General features: G+C 73.0%; 15 protein-coding genes. 5 read left to right on the top strand and 10 right to left on the bottom strand.

The features are described from left to right. Window positions 1-279: 279 nt before the first annotated feature. The 3 genes from J5Y04_RS28980 to J5Y04_RS28990 form a co-directional block, all read right to left on the bottom strand. Window positions 280-1,083 carry a DUF3710 domain-containing protein gene (locus J5Y04_RS28980; RefSeq protein ID WP_209415373.1) on the bottom strand — a complete coding sequence of 268 codons (804 nt, stop codon included), beginning with the start codon at window positions 1,081-1,083 and terminating at the stop codon, window positions 280-282. Window positions 1,084-1,152: 69 nt separating this feature from the next. Continuing rightward, the gene (gene dut, locus J5Y04_RS28985) at window positions 1,153-1,620 is read right to left on the bottom strand and encodes a dUTP diphosphatase (RefSeq protein ID WP_148642656.1); all 468 of its coding nucleotides are present in this window, start codon (window positions 1,618-1,620) and stop codon (window positions 1,153-1,155) included. Beyond that, a complete protein-coding gene (locus J5Y04_RS28990; protein ID WP_209415457.1) occupies window positions 1,617-2,195 on the bottom strand; it encodes a PaaI family thioesterase in 579 nt (192 codons plus the stop codon). Before J5Y04_RS28990 ends, dut begins: the two co-directional genes overlap by 4 nt. A gap of 219 nt (window positions 2,196-2,414) precedes the next feature. Between J5Y04_RS28990 and J5Y04_RS28995 the strand changes: the two genes are divergently transcribed. Then, window positions 2,415-2,864 carry a DUF3093 domain-containing protein gene (locus J5Y04_RS28995; protein WP_209415374.1) on the top strand — a complete coding sequence of 150 codons (450 nt, stop codon included), beginning with the start codon at window positions 2,415-2,417 and terminating at the stop codon, window positions 2,862-2,864. 341 nt (window positions 2,865-3,205) lie between these two features. On the opposite strand, the gene J5Y04_RS29000 is transcribed toward J5Y04_RS28995, so the two are convergent. From J5Y04_RS29000 to J5Y04_RS29015, 4 genes are all read right to left on the bottom strand, one after another. After that, window positions 3,206-3,505: a DUF4193 domain-containing protein gene (locus tag J5Y04_RS29000; protein WP_148642658.1), complete on the bottom strand. Its 300-nt coding sequence runs from the start codon at window positions 3,503-3,505 to the stop codon at window positions 3,206-3,208. A 558-nt stretch (window positions 3,506-4,063) separates the two neighbouring features. After that, window positions 4,064-5,047 (bottom strand): acyl-ACP desaturase, encoded by a 984-nt coding sequence (locus tag J5Y04_RS29005; RefSeq protein WP_174315635.1) that lies wholly within the window; start codon window positions 5,045-5,047, stop codon window positions 4,064-4,066. Between the two features lie 249 nt (window positions 5,048-5,296). After that, the gene (locus J5Y04_RS29010; protein WP_209415375.1) at window positions 5,297-6,604 is read right to left on the bottom strand and encodes a HAMP domain-containing sensor histidine kinase; all 1,308 of its coding nucleotides are present in this window, start codon (window positions 6,602-6,604) and stop codon (window positions 5,297-5,299) included. Window positions 6,605-6,668: 64 nt separating this feature from the next. Next, complete coding sequence (locus tag J5Y04_RS29015) at window positions 6,669-7,322, bottom strand: response regulator transcription factor (RefSeq protein WP_209415376.1); 654 nt, start codon at window positions 7,320-7,322, stop codon at window positions 6,669-6,671. 455 nt (window positions 7,323-7,777) lie between these two features. On the opposite strand from J5Y04_RS29015, the gene J5Y04_RS29020 reads away from it, so the two are divergent. Beyond that, window positions 7,778-7,963 carry a hypothetical protein gene (locus tag J5Y04_RS29020; RefSeq protein WP_030301315.1) on the top strand — a complete coding sequence of 62 codons (186 nt, stop codon included), beginning with the start codon at window positions 7,778-7,780 and terminating at the stop codon, window positions 7,961-7,963. A 177-nt stretch (window positions 7,964-8,140) separates the two neighbouring features. On the opposite strand, the gene J5Y04_RS29025 is transcribed toward J5Y04_RS29020, so the two are convergent. Continuing rightward, complete coding sequence (locus J5Y04_RS29025) at window positions 8,141-8,989, bottom strand: inositol monophosphatase family protein (protein ID WP_374106132.1); 849 nt, start codon at window positions 8,987-8,989, stop codon at window positions 8,141-8,143. Beyond that, on the bottom strand, window positions 8,986-10,143 hold the full coding sequence (locus J5Y04_RS29030) for a ferrochelatase (protein WP_209415377.1): 1,158 nt from the start codon (window positions 10,141-10,143) through the stop codon (window positions 8,986-8,988). The genes J5Y04_RS29025 and J5Y04_RS29030 overlap by 4 nt, the downstream gene beginning before the upstream one ends. A gap of 128 nt (window positions 10,144-10,271) precedes the next feature. Here J5Y04_RS29030 and J5Y04_RS29035 point away from each other — a divergent pair, with 128 nt between their 5' ends. Both J5Y04_RS29035 and J5Y04_RS29040 read left to right on the top strand, forming a co-directional pair. Next, window positions 10,272-11,528 (top strand): MFS transporter, encoded by a 1,257-nt coding sequence (locus J5Y04_RS29035; protein ID WP_209415378.1) that lies wholly within the window; start codon window positions 10,272-10,274, stop codon window positions 11,526-11,528. Window positions 11,529-11,631: 103 nt separating this feature from the next. Next, window positions 11,632-12,954 carry a D-arabinono-1,4-lactone oxidase gene (locus tag J5Y04_RS29040; RefSeq protein WP_209415379.1) on the top strand — a complete coding sequence of 441 codons (1,323 nt, stop codon included), beginning with the start codon at window positions 11,632-11,634 and terminating at the stop codon, window positions 12,952-12,954. A gap of 60 nt (window positions 12,955-13,014) precedes the next feature. Here the strand turns inward: J5Y04_RS29040 and J5Y04_RS29045 are convergent, their stop codons facing one another. Continuing rightward, window positions 13,015-13,974, bottom strand: a complete 960-nt coding sequence (locus J5Y04_RS29045; RefSeq protein WP_209415380.1) for a hypothetical protein — start codon at window positions 13,972-13,974, stop codon at window positions 13,015-13,017. Between the two features lie 517 nt (window positions 13,975-14,491). Here J5Y04_RS29045 and sepH point away from each other — a divergent pair. After that, on the top strand, window positions 14,492-15,568 hold the full coding sequence (gene sepH, locus J5Y04_RS29050; protein ID WP_209415381.1) for a septation protein SepH: 1,077 nt from the start codon (window positions 14,492-14,494) through the stop codon (window positions 15,566-15,568). Window positions 15,569-15,766 lie beyond the last annotated feature (198 nt).

A 15,766-nucleotide genomic window follows, 5' to 3' on the forward strand; every position in this document is an offset into this window, starting at 1 on the left:
AACATATCTGGCGTTGACTTTTGGCACGCTGTTGAGTTCTCAAGGAACGGACACTTCCTTCGGACCGCCTTCCAGCGGGCCCTCCGGGCGCTTCGTTCTTTCGTGTTTGAAGCTTATCAGATGTTTTCCGCTCCGTTTTCCGGAGTTTCATTCGTCGGATTCGCTTTCCGCCGCCCCTCTCGGTGCGACTCCGGAACTGTACGGGGACCGGCCCGCCACATGCAAATCGCCCCCGCCCGGGCATCCGGGCGGGGGCGATCAGGGAAGCTGTCGGCCTGCTCAGCGGACCTCGGTGATCTCCGGGCCGCGGGCGAACGGGTCGAGCGCGGCGCCGCCGAAGCGGTTCTCGCCCTCGCCGCCGGCCGCAGCCGCGCCGCCACCGTCGGCGACCATCTGCGCGTCCTCGGGAAGCTTCAGCACGATCGGGTCGCGGGGCGCCATCGGGCTCTCGCCGCGGACGACGACCGTCTGCTGGAAGACCTGCTCCAGGATCCCGGCCATCTCGGGCTGCACGGCGGCCTGGCCCGAGATCACGCCGCGGAGGAACCAGCGGGGCCCGTCGCAGCCGACGAAGCGCACCAGCTGGACGCCCTGCGTGCCGTCCGGCAGCTGCACGGGGACCTGGGCGCGGAGGTGCCAGCCGAGCGGGCCCTCCTCCTCGTCGACGATGCCGCCCTGCGAGGTGATGCCGTTGGCGATCTCCTCGCGGACCTCGCCCCAGATGCCCTCCGACTTGGGGGCCGCGAAGGCCTGGAGCTGGATGGCGCTGTTGCCGAGGACCAGCGTCGCGGCCACGATCGACTCGCCGGCCACCTCGACGCGCAGCTCCATACCCTCGACACCGGGAACCAGCAGACCCCCGAGGTCTACTCGGCCCTCCTCCGGATTCTCCAGCTCGGAGTAGTCCCACGGACCGTCCGGACGCGGGGCCGGCGGCAGCCCGACCCGGTCCGCCGGGTCCAGGTCGGTCACGTTCTCGCTCTCGGCGGAACCTTCGACGTCATCGGCCGTCTCGTCGGCGCTGATGGCGTCGTCGGCGAGCTGCTCGACAGCGTCCTCGCTCTTCTGGCGACGACGGAACACGGTCACTGTCCTTCCCGGTCCAAGACCGATGCGAATACCTGCTCGGCTTCCTGCGAGGCCGCGGGCAGCCTAGACCGCGGCGTGGCCGCCGGTCGACCCGAACCCACCCTCGGCCCGAGCCGACCCGGGCAGTTCGGCCACCTCGTGGAAGCGGGCCTTCTCGACCTGCTGGATGACCAGCTGGGCGATCCGGTCACCTCGGCGGAAGCTGACGGACTCGCGCGGGTCCAAGTTGACGACGATCACCTTGATCTCTCCACGGTACCCGGCATCGACCGTCCCTGGGGCGTTCACCAGAGCAACTCCGCAACGAGCTGCGAGCCCGGACCGCGGGTGGACGAAGGCCGCGTGGCCGTCGGGCAGGGCGATGGCGATGCCGGTGGGCAGCACGGCCCGCTCGCCGGGGGCCAGCTCGGCGTCGACGGTGGTCCGCAGATCGGCACCGGCGTCGCCGGGCTGCGCGTACGCGGGCAGCGGCAGCTCGGCGTCGATTCGCCTGATCAGAACGTCCACGGGCGGACGGGGGGTGCTGCTCAAGGGTTCACCTCAAAGGCTCGGGCGCGCTTCATCAGATCAGGGTCGTCGAGGACCTTCTCGATGTCCTCGGGACGACCGTTCCTGGTGAAGTGTTCCAGCTTCACCTGGATGAAGAGCGCCTGTGCACGCACCGCGACCGGCCCGTCCGGGCCGCCGATCCGTGCCTCCGCGGCGCTGTAGATCTTGCGGCCGTGCACGCCGGTGACCCAGGCGCGAAGGTGCAGCACCGAGTCGACCGGCACGGGGCAGAGGAAGTCCGTCTCCAGCCGGCCGGTGACGGCGGGCGCGTGCAGCAGCCAGTTCAGTGTTCCGAGCGTCTCGTCCATCGCCGTGGCCAGCAGGCCGCCGTGGGCCAGGCCGGGGCCGCCCTGGTGGTACGAGCGGACGGCGAACTCGGCGGTGACGTCGAGGCCCTCGCCGGCCACCGCGTCGATCCGCAGGCCGCCGGGGTGCTGCGGTCCGCAGCCGAAGCAGTGCTCGTAGTGCGAGCCGAGCCGGGTGCCCGGGGCCGGGGCCTCCGGGGCGCGCGGGGGCAGCACGGCCTCCGGCGGCGGCGTGGTCGGCGACGACGGCACGGTGGCCGCCGGCGAAGGGCTCGGCGAAGGGCTCGGCGCGGTGCCCGACGGGATGCTCGGGGAGGTGGTCGGCGACAGCGGCGTACTCGGCGCCGACTGTGCGGACGGGGAGGCGGGGGCGATGGAACCGGTCACGGCGCCCAACCCTACCCACCAGTAGCCGAGCGGGGAGCGGGGGTGCCTTCCCGGACCGGCCGTCACGACGACCACAATGGGGGCATGTACGACGAACGCCTCACCGTGCCGCGCTCCTGGTGGTTGCTCCCGGTCGCGATCGGGCTCACGCTCGCGATGATCCTGCTGCGTCTCAGCGCGGTGGGCGCGCTGGTCGGGCTGGTGGTCGGCGTCGCCGCCGGCGCGGCCGCGATCAGCAGCTACGGCTCGGCCCGGATCCGCGTGGTGCAGGGGTCGCTGGTCGCGGGCCCGGCCCGGATCCCGGTCGGCGCCCTCGGCACCGCGCACCCGCTCAGCCCGGCGGAGGCGGTGGCCTGGCGCGGGACCAAGTCGGACCCGCGGGCCTTCATGCTGCTGCGCAGCTACGTGCCGACCGCGCTGCGCGTCGAGGTCACCGACCCGGCCGACCCGACGCCGTACCTCTACCTGTCGACCCGCTCGCCGATGAAGCTGGCCGAGGCGCTGGAAGAGGCGCGCCGCGGGGCCCGCGCCTGACGGACACGGCCGAACGCGCCCGGGCGTCCCCGGGAAACGGAGAGGGACGGTTCCGCTGACGCGGGACCGTCCCTGTTGTCTCCGTACTGCACGTGGTGCCCCACGGGGTGCGGCACGACGTACTGCACGTGCTGCACGTGGTGCCGCCCGAAGTGCGGCACCACGCGGTGCTAGGTACTGCGTTGTGCACGGTGTTGCGCTGGTGCCACCTGACTCCGTACTGCCGGTGCGTCCGCTTCGACGGCCGCCGGAACTGCCGTCCGGCCCCGCTGCCCGGGGCCGGAAGGGGCGGTGTACCGGTCTCGCTGGCTGCGAGTCCCGGACCATGGCCGCCCTCGTACTCAGGCGCCGCAGTCCCGGCAGATCGGGTTGCCGTTCTTCTCGCTGTACAGCTGGCTGCGGTGGTGCACCAGGAAGCAGCTCATGCAGGTGAACTCGTCGGCCTGGCGCGGCAGCACCCGGACGGAAAGCTCCTCGTTCGAGAGGTCGGCGCCGGGAAGCTCCAGGCCCTCGGCCGCCTCGAACTCGTCGACGTCGACCGAGCTGCCGGTCTTCTCGTTCCGCCGAGCCTTCAGTTCCTCGATGCTGTCCTCGTTGAGGTCGTCATCGGTCTTGCGTGGGGTGTCGTAGTCCGTTGCCATTTTTTCGCTCTCCCCCTCCGGGTTTGTGCGGTGTGTGCGGTATCTCCAGCGCACGTAACGCATGGGGGGTCGGTCTTGTGCCCGACCCGAGGCGGAGATTTTGCCTTACTTCAAGCCCTGTTACTCAATCGACACTCAGCCAGGGGTCCGTTGGGGTGATCCGCTCGCACGCGGGAGGCCTCACGCTGGGCCATCACCGACCCGCTTCCGGGACCGCCCGTCGGACACGGACAGTGACCATCGGCCGCCTGCCCATCCGCCCACTCCCCTGCCCACCAGGGACGCTCGCCAATCCACCGGGACGGATCGAGCCGCCGATTCCCTCACGGACGGCGACCGGGCCGCCGTTCACCATGATCACGCTCCGGGGTCGGCCCGACCCGCGCAGCGACACGGTGTGAGCTTGCTCACGTTCCGAATCTTCCGGGGCAAAACACGGAAAACCCACCCAAGCGGAGCGGCCGGATCCACGGCCGCCGTGCCCTGCGGTTCGTGTCCGGCCCCTCCCGGCGTCCGGCCCCGTCCGAGCGGCCGTCGGGCCACTGGGCGGCCGGTCGACTACTGGGCGGCCATCCGCGCGGCCCGGCGGGCCAGCAGCGCGGCCTGCCGCTCGTCGAACCGGGTCGCCTGCGCGTCCAGGCCGCCGAGGAACACGCCGAGCTCGTCCTGGGCCTGCTGGCCCTCCGGGCCGAGGCCGTCGATCTCCATCACCCGGAGGTGGCGCAGCACCGGCTGCAACACGTCGTCGTGGTGGATCCGCAGGTTGTAGACGCCGCCGATGGCGATCTGGGCGGCGGCCCGCTCGAAGCCGGGGATGCCGTGGCCGGGCATCCGGAAGTCGGTGACCACGTCGGCGATGGCCCGCATGGCCTGGTCGGGCGCGATCTCCAGGGCGGCCTTCAGCAGGTTCCGGTAGAAGACCATGTGCAGGTTCTCGTCGTTGGCGATCTTCGCCAGCAGCTGGTCGCAGAGCGGGTCGCCGGCGTGGTGGCCGGTGTTGCGGTGCGAGATCCGGGTGGCGAGCTCCTGGAAGGCCACGTACGCGACCGAGTGCAGCATGCTGTGCGAGTTGTCGGACTCGAAGCCCTCCGACATGTGGCTCATCCGCGCCCGCTCCAGCTCGTTCGGGTCGACGGCCCGGGTGGCGAGCAGGAAGTCGCGAATGGCTATGCCGTGCCGGCCCTCCTCGGCCGTCCAGCGGTGCACCCAGGTGCCCCAGGCGCCCTCGCGGCCGAACATGGTGGCGATCTCGTGGTGGTAGCTGGGGAGGTTGTCCTCGGTCAGCAGGTTGACGACCAGCGAGACCCGGCCGAGCGGGGTCACCTGGGACTGCTCCACCGACCAGGCCTCGCCGCCCAGCACGCCGTCGAAGTCGCGGCCCTGGCTCCACGGGATGAACTCGTGGGGCATCCAGTCCTTGGCCACCTTCAGGTGGCGGTTGAGCTCCTTCTCCACGACCTCTTCGAGGGCCATGATCAGCCGCGCGTCGGTCCAGGCGCTCGAACCGAGGGAGGCGGTGCGCTGCACGGGGGCGATGGTCACGGTCTTGCTCCTGAGGGGGGCACGCGCGGGACTGGCGCGTTGGGCGGGCGCGTCGGGACGACGGTCGGGATGCACTTACGCTTCCGTAGGTTACGACACCGTAGGTTGCTCGGTCCAGAAATGACAAGCCGCCCCCGCCAGGCCTGATGTCGTTCTGACAGGCCTGACGGGGGCGGCTGGCAATGGTCGGCGCACGGAGCGCGGGCCCCCGGACGGCGTAACGGGCCCAGGAGGGGCCTGGGAGGGTGGTCAGGGCCCCGGGATGCGCACCCGCATGGTGAGGCCGCCACCGGAGCGCGGGGTGGCCTCGATGGTGCCTCCGTGCGCCCGGACCACCGAGCGGACGATGGAGAGGCCGAGTCCGACCCCCTTGTCGCTGCGGGTGCGGTCGGCGCCCTTGACCCGGCGGAACGGCTCGAAGATGTGCTCCAGCTCGTAGCCGGGCACGACCGGGCCGGTGTTCGAGACCACCAGCTCGCCCGCGTTGCCGGGCACCACGGAGGTGGTGATCTCGACCCAGCCGCCGGGGGTGTTGTAGCGCACCGCGTTCTGCAGCAGGTTGAGCGCGATCCGCTCCAGCAGGACGCCGTTGCCGCCGACCATGGCCGGGGTGAGCGTGGCGCGTACCTCGACCTCGCGCCGTTCGGCCTCGGAGCGGGTCTGCTCCACGGCGCGGCCGGCCACCTCGGAGAGTTCCACGGCTCGCCGGTCGGTCAGCTCGTTCTCGCTCCGGGCGAGCAGCAGCAGGCCCTCCACCAGCTGCTCGCTGCGCTCGTTGGTGGCCAGCAGGGTCTTGCCGAGCTGCTGGAGGTCGGTCGAGACGCCGGGGTCGGAGAGCTGGACCTCCAGCAGCGTGCGGTTGATCGCCAGCGGGGTGCGCAGCTCGTGCGAGGCGTTGGCGACGAAGCGCCGCTGGGAGTCGAAGGAGCGGTCCAGCCGGTCGAGCATGTCGTCGAAGGTGTCGGCGAGCTCCTTGAGCTCGTCGTCCGGGCCGTCCAGCTCGATCCGCCGGTGCAGGTCCGAGGAGGCCACCTCGCGGGCGGTGCGGGTGATCCGGCCGAGGGGGCGCAGCACCCGGCCGGCCATCGCGTACCCGGCGATGAAGGCGATCACGGCGAGGCAGACCAGCACCGTGAGGGACTTGCGCAGCAGGGTGTTGAGGGCCAGGTTGGCCTGGTTGGTCTGGAAGGCGTCGATGTAGCGGTCCAGCGCCGCCTGGGAGGTGATCGCCGTCCCGTCGGGCGTGGTGACCTGGCCACTGAGTCGCAGCGGGGGCAGCAGGGCGCCCTGGAAGGCCTGCCGGATGAAGAAGTACATCAGGAGGAGCAGCACCACGCCAGCCATCAGGAACATCCCGCCGTAGAGCAGGGTGAGCCGGATCCGGATGGTCGGACGGAACGGCATCCAGGCGAGCATGCCGTCGCCGGGGACGTAGGTGTCGTGCGACGCGTGGTGCAGCCGGGGCGCGCGGGGCGGGTGCACGGGCTTGGGCGGCACGGCCCGCGGGCCGCCGGCGGGCGCGCCGGAGGGCCCGCCGGCGGGGGGCGGGGTGGTCATGGTGTTCCTCTCGGAGCGTCCGCCGGCCGGGCGGGCGACGGGCCGGCCGCAGGGGCCGGAGGGGTCAGATCCGGTAGCCGGAGCCGGGGACGGTGACGATCACCGGCGGGTCGCCGAGCTTGCGGCGCAGCGTCATCACGGTGACCCGCACGACGTTGGTGAACGGGTCGGTGTGCTCGTCCCAGGCCTTCTCCAGCAGCTGTTCGGCGGAGACGACGGCGCCGCCGGCCCGCATCAGCACCTCCAGGACGGCGAACTCCTTGGGCGCGAGCTGGACGGGCCGCCCGTCGCGGATCACCTCGCGGCGGCCGGGGTCGACCGAGATGCCCGCGCGCTCCAGCACCGGCGGCAGCGGGACGGTCGCCCGGCGGCCCAGCGCCCTTACGCGGGCGACGAGTTCGCTGAAGGCGAACGGCTTCGGAAGGTAGTCGTCGGCGCCGATCTCCAGGCCCTCGACCCGGTCGCTGATGTCGCCGGAGGCGGTCAGCATGATCACCCGGGTGGCCAGACCCTGCTCGACCACGCTGCGGCAGACGTCGTCCCCGTGGACCAGCGGGAGGTCGCGGTCGAGGACCACGACGTCGTAGTCGTTGACCGCGATGCGCTGGAGCGCGGCCTCCCCGTCGTACACCACGTCGACGGCCATCGCCTCGCGGCGCAGGCCGGTTGCGACGGCCTCGGCGAGCAGCTGCTCGTCCTCGACGACGAGAACCCGCACGGTCGTTGTCCCTTCTCCAGGCCGGCCCCGGAAGCGGACGCACGGCTCCGACGGTGCCTCCATCCTGCCTGGTCCCGCGGTAAAGCAGCGATAAGCTGCCCCGGAGGCACGGGCACCCCGGCGCAGTGATCACCGGGGAGAGCGCGGTTCGTGCCGGGAACACTCCGTTTGGACTGTGACACAGGCAACTTTCTCGCCCGCTGAGGTTTCCCCCGTCCGGGGGCGGGGAGGACAGGTTCACACCCGCGATCTGGCCTGTTGGCCGATCGCACCCACCCGCCGTGCGTTCATCCGCGCCGGCCCTGGGGCTGGGGCGTCACCGGGAGCGGCCGAGGGCCGTCTCCGCGCCCGACCGGAGATCTCGACCCGCCGGATCGGACGCTTCCGCTGGCCAACCACCACCCCGGGGCGGGGGACGCACGAACGTGCACGTCCGACACAGTAAGGGGGCCCGTATGGACGCCTTCACCGCCGGAATCCTGCAGCGCATAGCCAACGCCGAGCAGGACCTGCACCGCGCGATCGAGGCCGGGGACGAATTCCTGGCCGAGGTGGAGCAGTCAGAGCTGGACGACCTGCGCCGGCTCGCCGCCGAGCACGGCGTGGACACGGTGCTGGAGCGCCACCGCACCGCCGCCTGATCCACCCGACCCGCCCGACCCGACGCCGGACCTCCGGCACCAGCGGCCCTACGGGGGCCGTGTGAAACCCAGGCCCTGGCATCCCCTGTATGCCAGGGCTCTTCCTTGTCCGCGTCCCTGCGGGACGGTCCGCGGCCCCGGCCGGGCGGTGTCTCGGCCGGCCGGGGCCGGGGCCCGTCAGTCCGACCAGGCGCGCAGCCGTGCCAGCCGTTCCTGGAGCGGCTCGTACACGCCGGGCGCGGCGGCGACGGTCAGCTCGCCGTCCGGGCCGTGGCCCGGGCGACCGCCGACCAGCGCGCCGGCCTCGGCGGCGATCAGACAGCCCGCCGCGCGGTCCCAAGGGGCGAGCCCGCGCTCGTAGTAGCCGTCCAGGCGGCCGGCCGCGACGTCGCAGAGGTCCACCGCGGCGGCCCCGCCCCGGCGGATGTCGCGGACCTCCGGCATCAGCGCGAGCAGCACCTCGGCCTGCCTGGCGCGCACCCGCTGCACGTAGTTGAAGCCGGTGGCGATCAGCGCCTGCCCCCACGGCGGGGCCGGGCGGGCGGAGAGCCGCACGCCGTCCAGGTGGGCGCCACCGCCGAGCACGGCGTGGAACAGCTCGCCCCGCGCGGGTGCGTACACCACGCCGACGACCGCCTCGCCGTCCAGCTCGGCGGCCACGCTGACGGCCCACGAGGGCAGGCCGTACAGGTAGTTGACGGTGCCGTCGAGCGGGTCGACGACCCAGCGGACGCCGCTGGTGCCGGGCCGCTCGGAGCCCTCCTCGCCGAGGTAGCCGTCCGCCGGGCGGCGGGCGCCGATCAGCTCCAGGACCAGCTTCTCGGAGGCGAGGTCCATCTCGGTCACGACGTCGACGGGGCTGCTCTTGGTGCCCGCCACGCCGAGGTCCGCGGGCCGGCCGTCACGCAGCAGCTCACCCGCCTGCCGGGCGGCGTCGAGGGCGACGTCGAGCAGTTCGTCGAGCAGTTCGTCGAGCAGTTCGGGGCTGGGCACGGGATCCTCCGGGGGACGGGGCGGGGCGGTCAGCGCTCGGCGGCGGCCGGGCGCGCGGCGCGCGGGTTGGGGCAGCAGGCCACCGCACAGACGTCGTGGCTGGGCCCGAGCGTGCCGGTGGCGCAGCGGGCCGGGGCCTCGCCGCGCTCGGTGGCGGCACGCTCCAGGACGAGCTCGCGGACGGCCGCGGTGAACCGGGGGTCGGCGCCGACGGTGGCGGCCCGGGCGACCGGCAGGCCGAGCTCGGCGGCCTTGGCCACCGCCTCGGTGTCCAGGTCGTACTTGACCTCCATGTGGTCGGAGACGAAGCCGATCGGGACCATCACCACGGCCGGGGCGCCGTCCGCGTGCTGGGCCTCCAGGTGGTCGCAGATGTCGGGTTCCAGCCACGGGATGTGCGGGGCGCCGCTGCGGCTCTGGAAGACCAGCTCCCAGGGCCGGTCCTGGACGCCGGTGCGCTCGGCGACGGCGTCGGCGACCAGCCGGGCCACGTCCAGGTGCTGGGCGACGTAGGCGCCGCCGGGCCGGCCGCGGGCCGGGTCGTCCGGGGCGCCGGAGGTCTCGGCCATCGTGTCCGGGATGGAGTGGGTGGTGAACGCCAGCCGGGCGCCGGCCCGGACCTCCTCGGGCAGCCGCTCCAGCGCGGCCGCCGTGGCGTCGATCATCGGCCCGACGAAGCCGGGGTGGTTGTAGAAGTGGCGCAGCTTGTCCACCCGCAGGGCGGGCAGCCCCTCCTCGGCGAGCCGCGCGAGCGCGTCGGCGAGGTTCTCCCGGTACTGCCGGCAGCCCGAGTAGCCCGCGTAGGCGCTGGTGGCGAGGACGGCGATCCGGCGGTGCCCGTCGGTGGCGATCTCGCGCAGGGTGTCGGTCAGGTAGGGCGCCCAGTTCCGGTTCCCCCAGTAGACCGGGAGGTCCAGGCCGTGCTCGGCGAAGTCCTTGCGCAGGGCGGCCAGCAGCTCGCGGTTCTGCTCGTTGATCGGGCTCACCCCGCCGAACATGAAGTAGTGCTTGCCGACCTCCTTCAGCCGCTCCTTCGGGATGCCCCGGCCCCGGGTGACGTTCTCCAGGAAGGGGACGACGTCCTCGGGAGCCTCGGGCCCGCCGAAGGAGAGCAGCAGCAGGGCGTCGTACGGCCGGGCGGCGACCGGAGCGGCGCCGGAGGGTGAGGGATTGCGCACGTCGGACATGGGACCGATCCTGCCATTGAGGGGCCGGAGCCCGTCGGCAGGGCTGCACCGGGTGTCCGGAAAATACTGTTTGCCAACGTACGTAAGCTGTGTTGGCCAGCCTCGTTCCTTACCCCCGCGGAGCTCCCGTGCTGTCCAGCTACCGCCAGATATTCGCCGCCCCCGGCAGTCTGGCCTTCTCCTCCACCGGCTTCATAGCCCGGCTGCCGATCTCCATGACCGGCATCGGCATCGTGACCATGCTCTCCGAGCAGAGAGGGTCGTTCGGGGTCGCGGGCGCGGTGTCGGCCACGCTGGCGATCGCGGCCGGCGTGCTGGGGCCGATGGTCTCCTGGCTCATCGACCGGCACGGGCAGCGCCGGGTCGCCCTCCCCGCCGCCGTGCTCACCGTGGCCGCCGCGGTCGGACTGCTGCTCTGCGCGCACTTCGGAGCACCGTCCTGGACGCTGTTCCTGTTCGCCGTCGGCATGGGCGTGATGCCCAGCGCCGGCGCCATGGTCCGCGCCCGCTGGGCCCACCTCTACCGGGACGAGCCGGCCAAGCTGCACACCGCGTACTCCTTCGAGGCGGTGGTCGACGAGTTCTGCTTCATGGTCGGCCCGATCCTCGCCGTCAACCTGGCCACCAACGTCTTCCCCGAATCCGGCGTGCTCGCGGCCGTCGTCGCGTTCACCGTCGGCATCGCCCTGTTCACCGCCCAGCGCCGCACCGAACCGCCGGTCCACCCGGCCGCCGCCCACAGCGGCGGCAGCGCCATCCGCAACGGCGGCCTGATCGTCCTGGTGCTCACCTTCATCGCCACCGGTGCGATCTTCGGCTCGGTCGAGATCGTCACCGTCGCCTTCGCCAAGGCCCAGAACCACGAGGGGCTCGCCGGCGCCGTCCTCGCCGTGTGGGCGCTCGGCTCCGGCCTGGCCGGCATGGTCTACGGCGCACTCAAGCCGAAGGGCTCGCTGGCCGACCGCTTCTTCGCCGGCGTGCTGTTGATGGCGCTCAGCATGATCCCCGTCCTGCTCGTCGCCTCGACCGTGACGGGCATCGGCGGGCTGCTCGGCGTCGGCGCCGCCCTGCTGATCGCCGGCCTCGCCATCTCCCCCACCCTGATCTCCGCAATGGCCCTGGTCGAACGGCTCGTCCCGGCCGCCCAGCTCACCGAGGGCATGGCCTGGACCACCACCGGGCTCGCCCTCGGCGTCGCCTTCGGCTCCGCGGCCGGCGGCTGGGTGGTCGACGCCGCCGGTGCCGCCGCCGCCTACTGGGTGCCCCTGGTCGCCGGGGCGTTCGGCGTCATCGTCGCCCTCGCCGGGCTGCGCCGCCTGAGGGCCGGACTGTCCTCCACCGAGACCGCCCAGCCCGCCGGCCAGACCGTAGACCTCGAACGGTGAACTGACTAATCTCCTCCCTACTCGCGGGCCTACCCGCGGGTAGGGCGGCGGCGCCGCCCCGGAGCGAGCCGACACCGTTCGGCCACGGAGCAGGAGGCACCGCATGCCCCAGGCCAGTACCGCACCCCGCACCCGCTGGACCAACTGGGCCGGCAACCAGAGCGCCCACCCGGCCAAGGTGGTCACGCCCGGCACCGCGGAGGAACTGGCCAAGGAGATCCTGCGCGCCGCCGACCAGGGCCGCACCGTCAAGGCCGTCGGCTCCGGCCACTCCTTCACCTCCATCGCGTCGGCCGGCGACGGCGTCCTGGTCCGCCCGCACGCGCTGACCGCCGTCCGCGGGATCGACCGCGAGGCCGGCACCGTCACCGTCGAGGCCGGACTGCCGCTGGCCCGGCTCAACCGGCTGCTCGCCGCCGCCGGGCTCTCGCTCACCAACATGGGCGACATCGAGGTCCAGACCGTGGCCGGCGCGACCAGCACCGGCACCCACGGCACCGGCCGGGACTCCGGCTCGCTCGCCGCCCAGATCCGCGCCCTGGAGATCGTCCTCGCCGACGGCTCCGTCCGGCGCTGCTCCCCCACCGAGGACCCGCGGCTCTTCCAGGGCGCCCGGCTCGGCCTCGGCGCCCTCGGCGTGATCACGGCGCTCACCTTCGCCGTCGAGCCGGCCTTCCTGCTCACCGCCCACGAGCAGCCGATGCGCTTCGACGAGGTGCTCGACCGGCTCGACGACCTCACCGCCGTCAACGAGCACTTCGAGTTCTACTGGTTCCCGCACACCGACCGCTGCTCCACCAAGCGCAACAACCGCAGCCAGGGACCGGCCGCCCCGCTGCCCCGGTTCAAGGAGTGGCTGGAGGACGACTTCCTCTCCAACACCGTCTGGGAGGGCGCCTGCCGGGTCGGCCGGCGCTTCCCCGCTACCGTGCCCTCCATCGCCTCGCTGGCCAGCCGCGCCTGGTCGGACCGCAGCTACACCGACACCGCGTACAAGGTGTTCACCAGCCCCCGGAAGGTCCGCTTCCTGGAGATGGAGTACGCGGTGCCCCGCGAGGAGGTCACCGAGGTGCTCCGCGAGCTCCGGGCCATGATCGAGCGGTCCGACTGGAGGATCAGCTTCCCGGTCGAGGTGCGGTTCGCCCCCGCCGACGACCTCTGGCTCTCCACCGCCAACGGCCGGGACAGCGCGTACATCGCCGTCCACCTCTACCGGGGCACCGCCGAGCAGGGCTACTTCACCGAGGTGGAGAAGCTGATGGCCGCCCACCGCGGCCGCCCGCACTGGGGCAAGCTGCACACCCGCGACGCCGGCCACCTCGCCGACCTGTACCCCCACTTCGGCGACTTCACGGCGCTGCGGGACGAACTCGACCCGGAGCGCCGCTTCGGCAACGACTACCTGCGCCGGGTGCTCGGGGCGTAGGGGCCGTCGTTGCCCGCCCGGCGCACGACACCGGGCGGGCGACGCCGTCACTCACCCTCGTCACTCCGCCTTCGCCGACTGGCCCGCAGCGGCGGCCGGCGGGGAGACCGCGGCGGGCGCGCCACCCGGGGCGGGCGGCTGCGGGGTGGTCCCGCCGGACGGCCTGGCGGCGCCGCCGGTCGGGGCCGCCGCGCCGGACTCCCCGGCGGACGGACCCGCGGACGAACCCCCGGACGGACCCGCGGACGGACCCGCGGACGGACCCGCGGACGGCGTGGAGCCCGGGCCGGCCGACGGGGAGGCCTCACCGCTGGCCGCGGCACCCGGACTCCGGCCCGGGGTGGCCGGCGCCGAGGCGCCGCCGTCCTTCCCCGCCGCCGAAGGGCTCGCACCACTCTGAGACGGGACGTCTGACGGGACGCCCGACGGGACGCCCGCGGTGTCGCCGGCCGGCCGGTCCGCCGGGTCCGACCGGTCCGACTGCTTCGGGCCCACCGTGCCGCCCAGCGAGGTGCCGCTGCCCGACTCCCCCTTCACCGTGGCCGACACCGGCTGCCCGGTGGCCAGTTCGAAGGCGACCACCGGAGTCATCGCCAGGAGGAACACCAGTCCGGACACCGCCGCGTACGTCTTCCACGTCCACCGCCGACGCGCCCGGACGACCTGCGGCCGGTTCCACTCCGAGGAGACCGCCGGCGCGGCCGGGGCCGGGGCTGCGGACGGCGCCCCGCGCAGCCCGTTCACCGCCGCCCCGGGGCCGGTCCGGTCCACCGCGTCGCGCAGCTGTTCGCCGGTGCGCCGGAAGACGTGCTGGAACACCGCGCCGCCGGTGGTCGCCCCGACGCTCACCACCGCCGCGCCCAGAATCGTGCCGTAGACGCCGAGTTCGGAGGCGAGCACCGCCCCCACCACGGCGGCGAGCGCACTGGCCGCGACCTGAGCGACACTCAGATCAATTCGCCTGCGACCTTCATCGTCGCCCTCCCCGGCGGCCTTCTCGGCGGACTTCTGCTCCGGCATCAACATCCCTCGGTCCGTACGACTGTCCTTCGAACAAGTCACTCCATCTTGCCCAAAGAAGGACACAAGGGACGAAAATGCGGTTCCGCGCGGGAGATATATGTGAAGATGATCACCGTGCACCGGCTGATCGTCGGCCATTGGGGGTGCGCGCTCTTGAGATTCCCGTGAATCGCGGGAGACTTGAGCGGCGAGCCGCCCCTTTGGATGCCACGAATGGAGTACTGTTCGTAAAGCCTGAGCCCTGGGTCGACTTGTCGACTGGCCATCAGCCGGCAGATTGACAAGGAGCCACGGCGCAGGCACGCACGGCGACGCCGGTCCCGGATCGTCGCGAACACTCCGCGTGCGAGGACGGCCGGGACACCCAGGCGCGACGTCAACAGGTGACGTGGCAAAAAGGCAACCGTGCCACAGCGGCGAGCCCGGGCGTGAGCCCGACACGCCGGGGAACTCAGCAAGGTTGTGGCCAGTCGCGAGCGGGCAGGCCACACTCAGTACGGGAGCAGCGACGCAGGTGACGTCGGCAGGCACCACCCGGGAGGTAACCGTGCCCGAACTGCGGGTTGTGGCCGTCAGCAACGACGGCACACGGCTGGTGCTCAAGGCTGCCGACAGCACGGAGTACACCCTCCCCATCGACGAGCGGCTGCGCGCCGCCATCCGGGGTGACCGTCCGCGCCTCGGCCAGATCGAGATCGAGGTGGAGAGCCACCTCCGCCCCCGCGACATCCAGGCGCGGATACGAGCCGGTGCCTCCGCCGAGGAGGTCGCGCAGGCCGCCGGCATCTCCGTCGACCGGGTCCGCCGCTTCGAGGGGCCGGTGCTCGCCGAGCGCGCCTTCATGGCCGAGCGGGCGCGCAAGACCGCCATCCGCCGGCACGGCGAGTCCACCGGACCGCAGCTGGGCGAGGCCGTCGCCGAGCGGCTCGCGCTGCGCGGCGCCGAGAAGGAGACCGAGCGCTGGGACTCCTGGCGGCGCGACGACGGCACGTGGGAGGTCATCCTCTCCTACCGGGCGGAGGGCGAGGGCCGCAGTGCGTCGTGGACGTACGACCCGCCCCGGCGCCTGGTCCAGCCCAACGACGACGAGGCCCGCGCGCTGATCGGCGAGAACGTCGAGCGCGAGGAGGAGTCGGTCTTCCCGTTCATCCCGCGGATCGCCCGGCTCCCCCAGGACCGGCCGCCGCGGCCGATGATCGACCGGCCCTCGGCCGACCGCATCATGTCGGCCCGTGAGGTCCGCGAGGGCCGCGAGGCCACCGCGGACGCGCGCGACTCGCTGACCAGCCTGCTCGACGTCGTCCCCGCCTTCCGCGGCGACCTCGCCGTGGGCGCGCCGCCGCCGATCGAGCCGGTGCCGGTCGAGGTCGCCGAGGAGACCGAGGAGCCGGCGGCCGCCGCCCCCGCGGTCGGCGCGGGCTCGGCGTACGCGGACATCCTGATGCCGCGGGCCGTCGCCCCGCACCGCGAGCGACTGGTCGGGACGACCGACCGGCAGGCCGAGGCGGACGGCGTCCGGCCCGGGCGCCGGGCCACCGTGCCGAGCTGGGACGAGATCGTCTTCGGCAGTCGGCGCAAGAAGCAGGAGTAGCCGCCGGTTCCGGTCGCCTTCGGGTGACGACCTTCGGCTGACGAAGGGGCGGGAGGCCGTTCGCGGCCTCCCGCCCCTTCGTCGTGTCACCGGCCGCGCGTCACCCGCCGTGTGCCGTCAGGGGCGTGCCCCCGGTGCGGCGCCACCGCCGTCGTGCCTCCGGCCGCGTGCCACCCGCTCAGCCCGGCTGGTCGGTGA

This window comes from Kitasatospora sp. RG8 (assembly GCF_017813315.1).
Taxonomy (GTDB): domain Bacteria; phylum Actinomycetota; class Actinomycetes; order Streptomycetales; family Streptomycetaceae; genus Kitasatospora.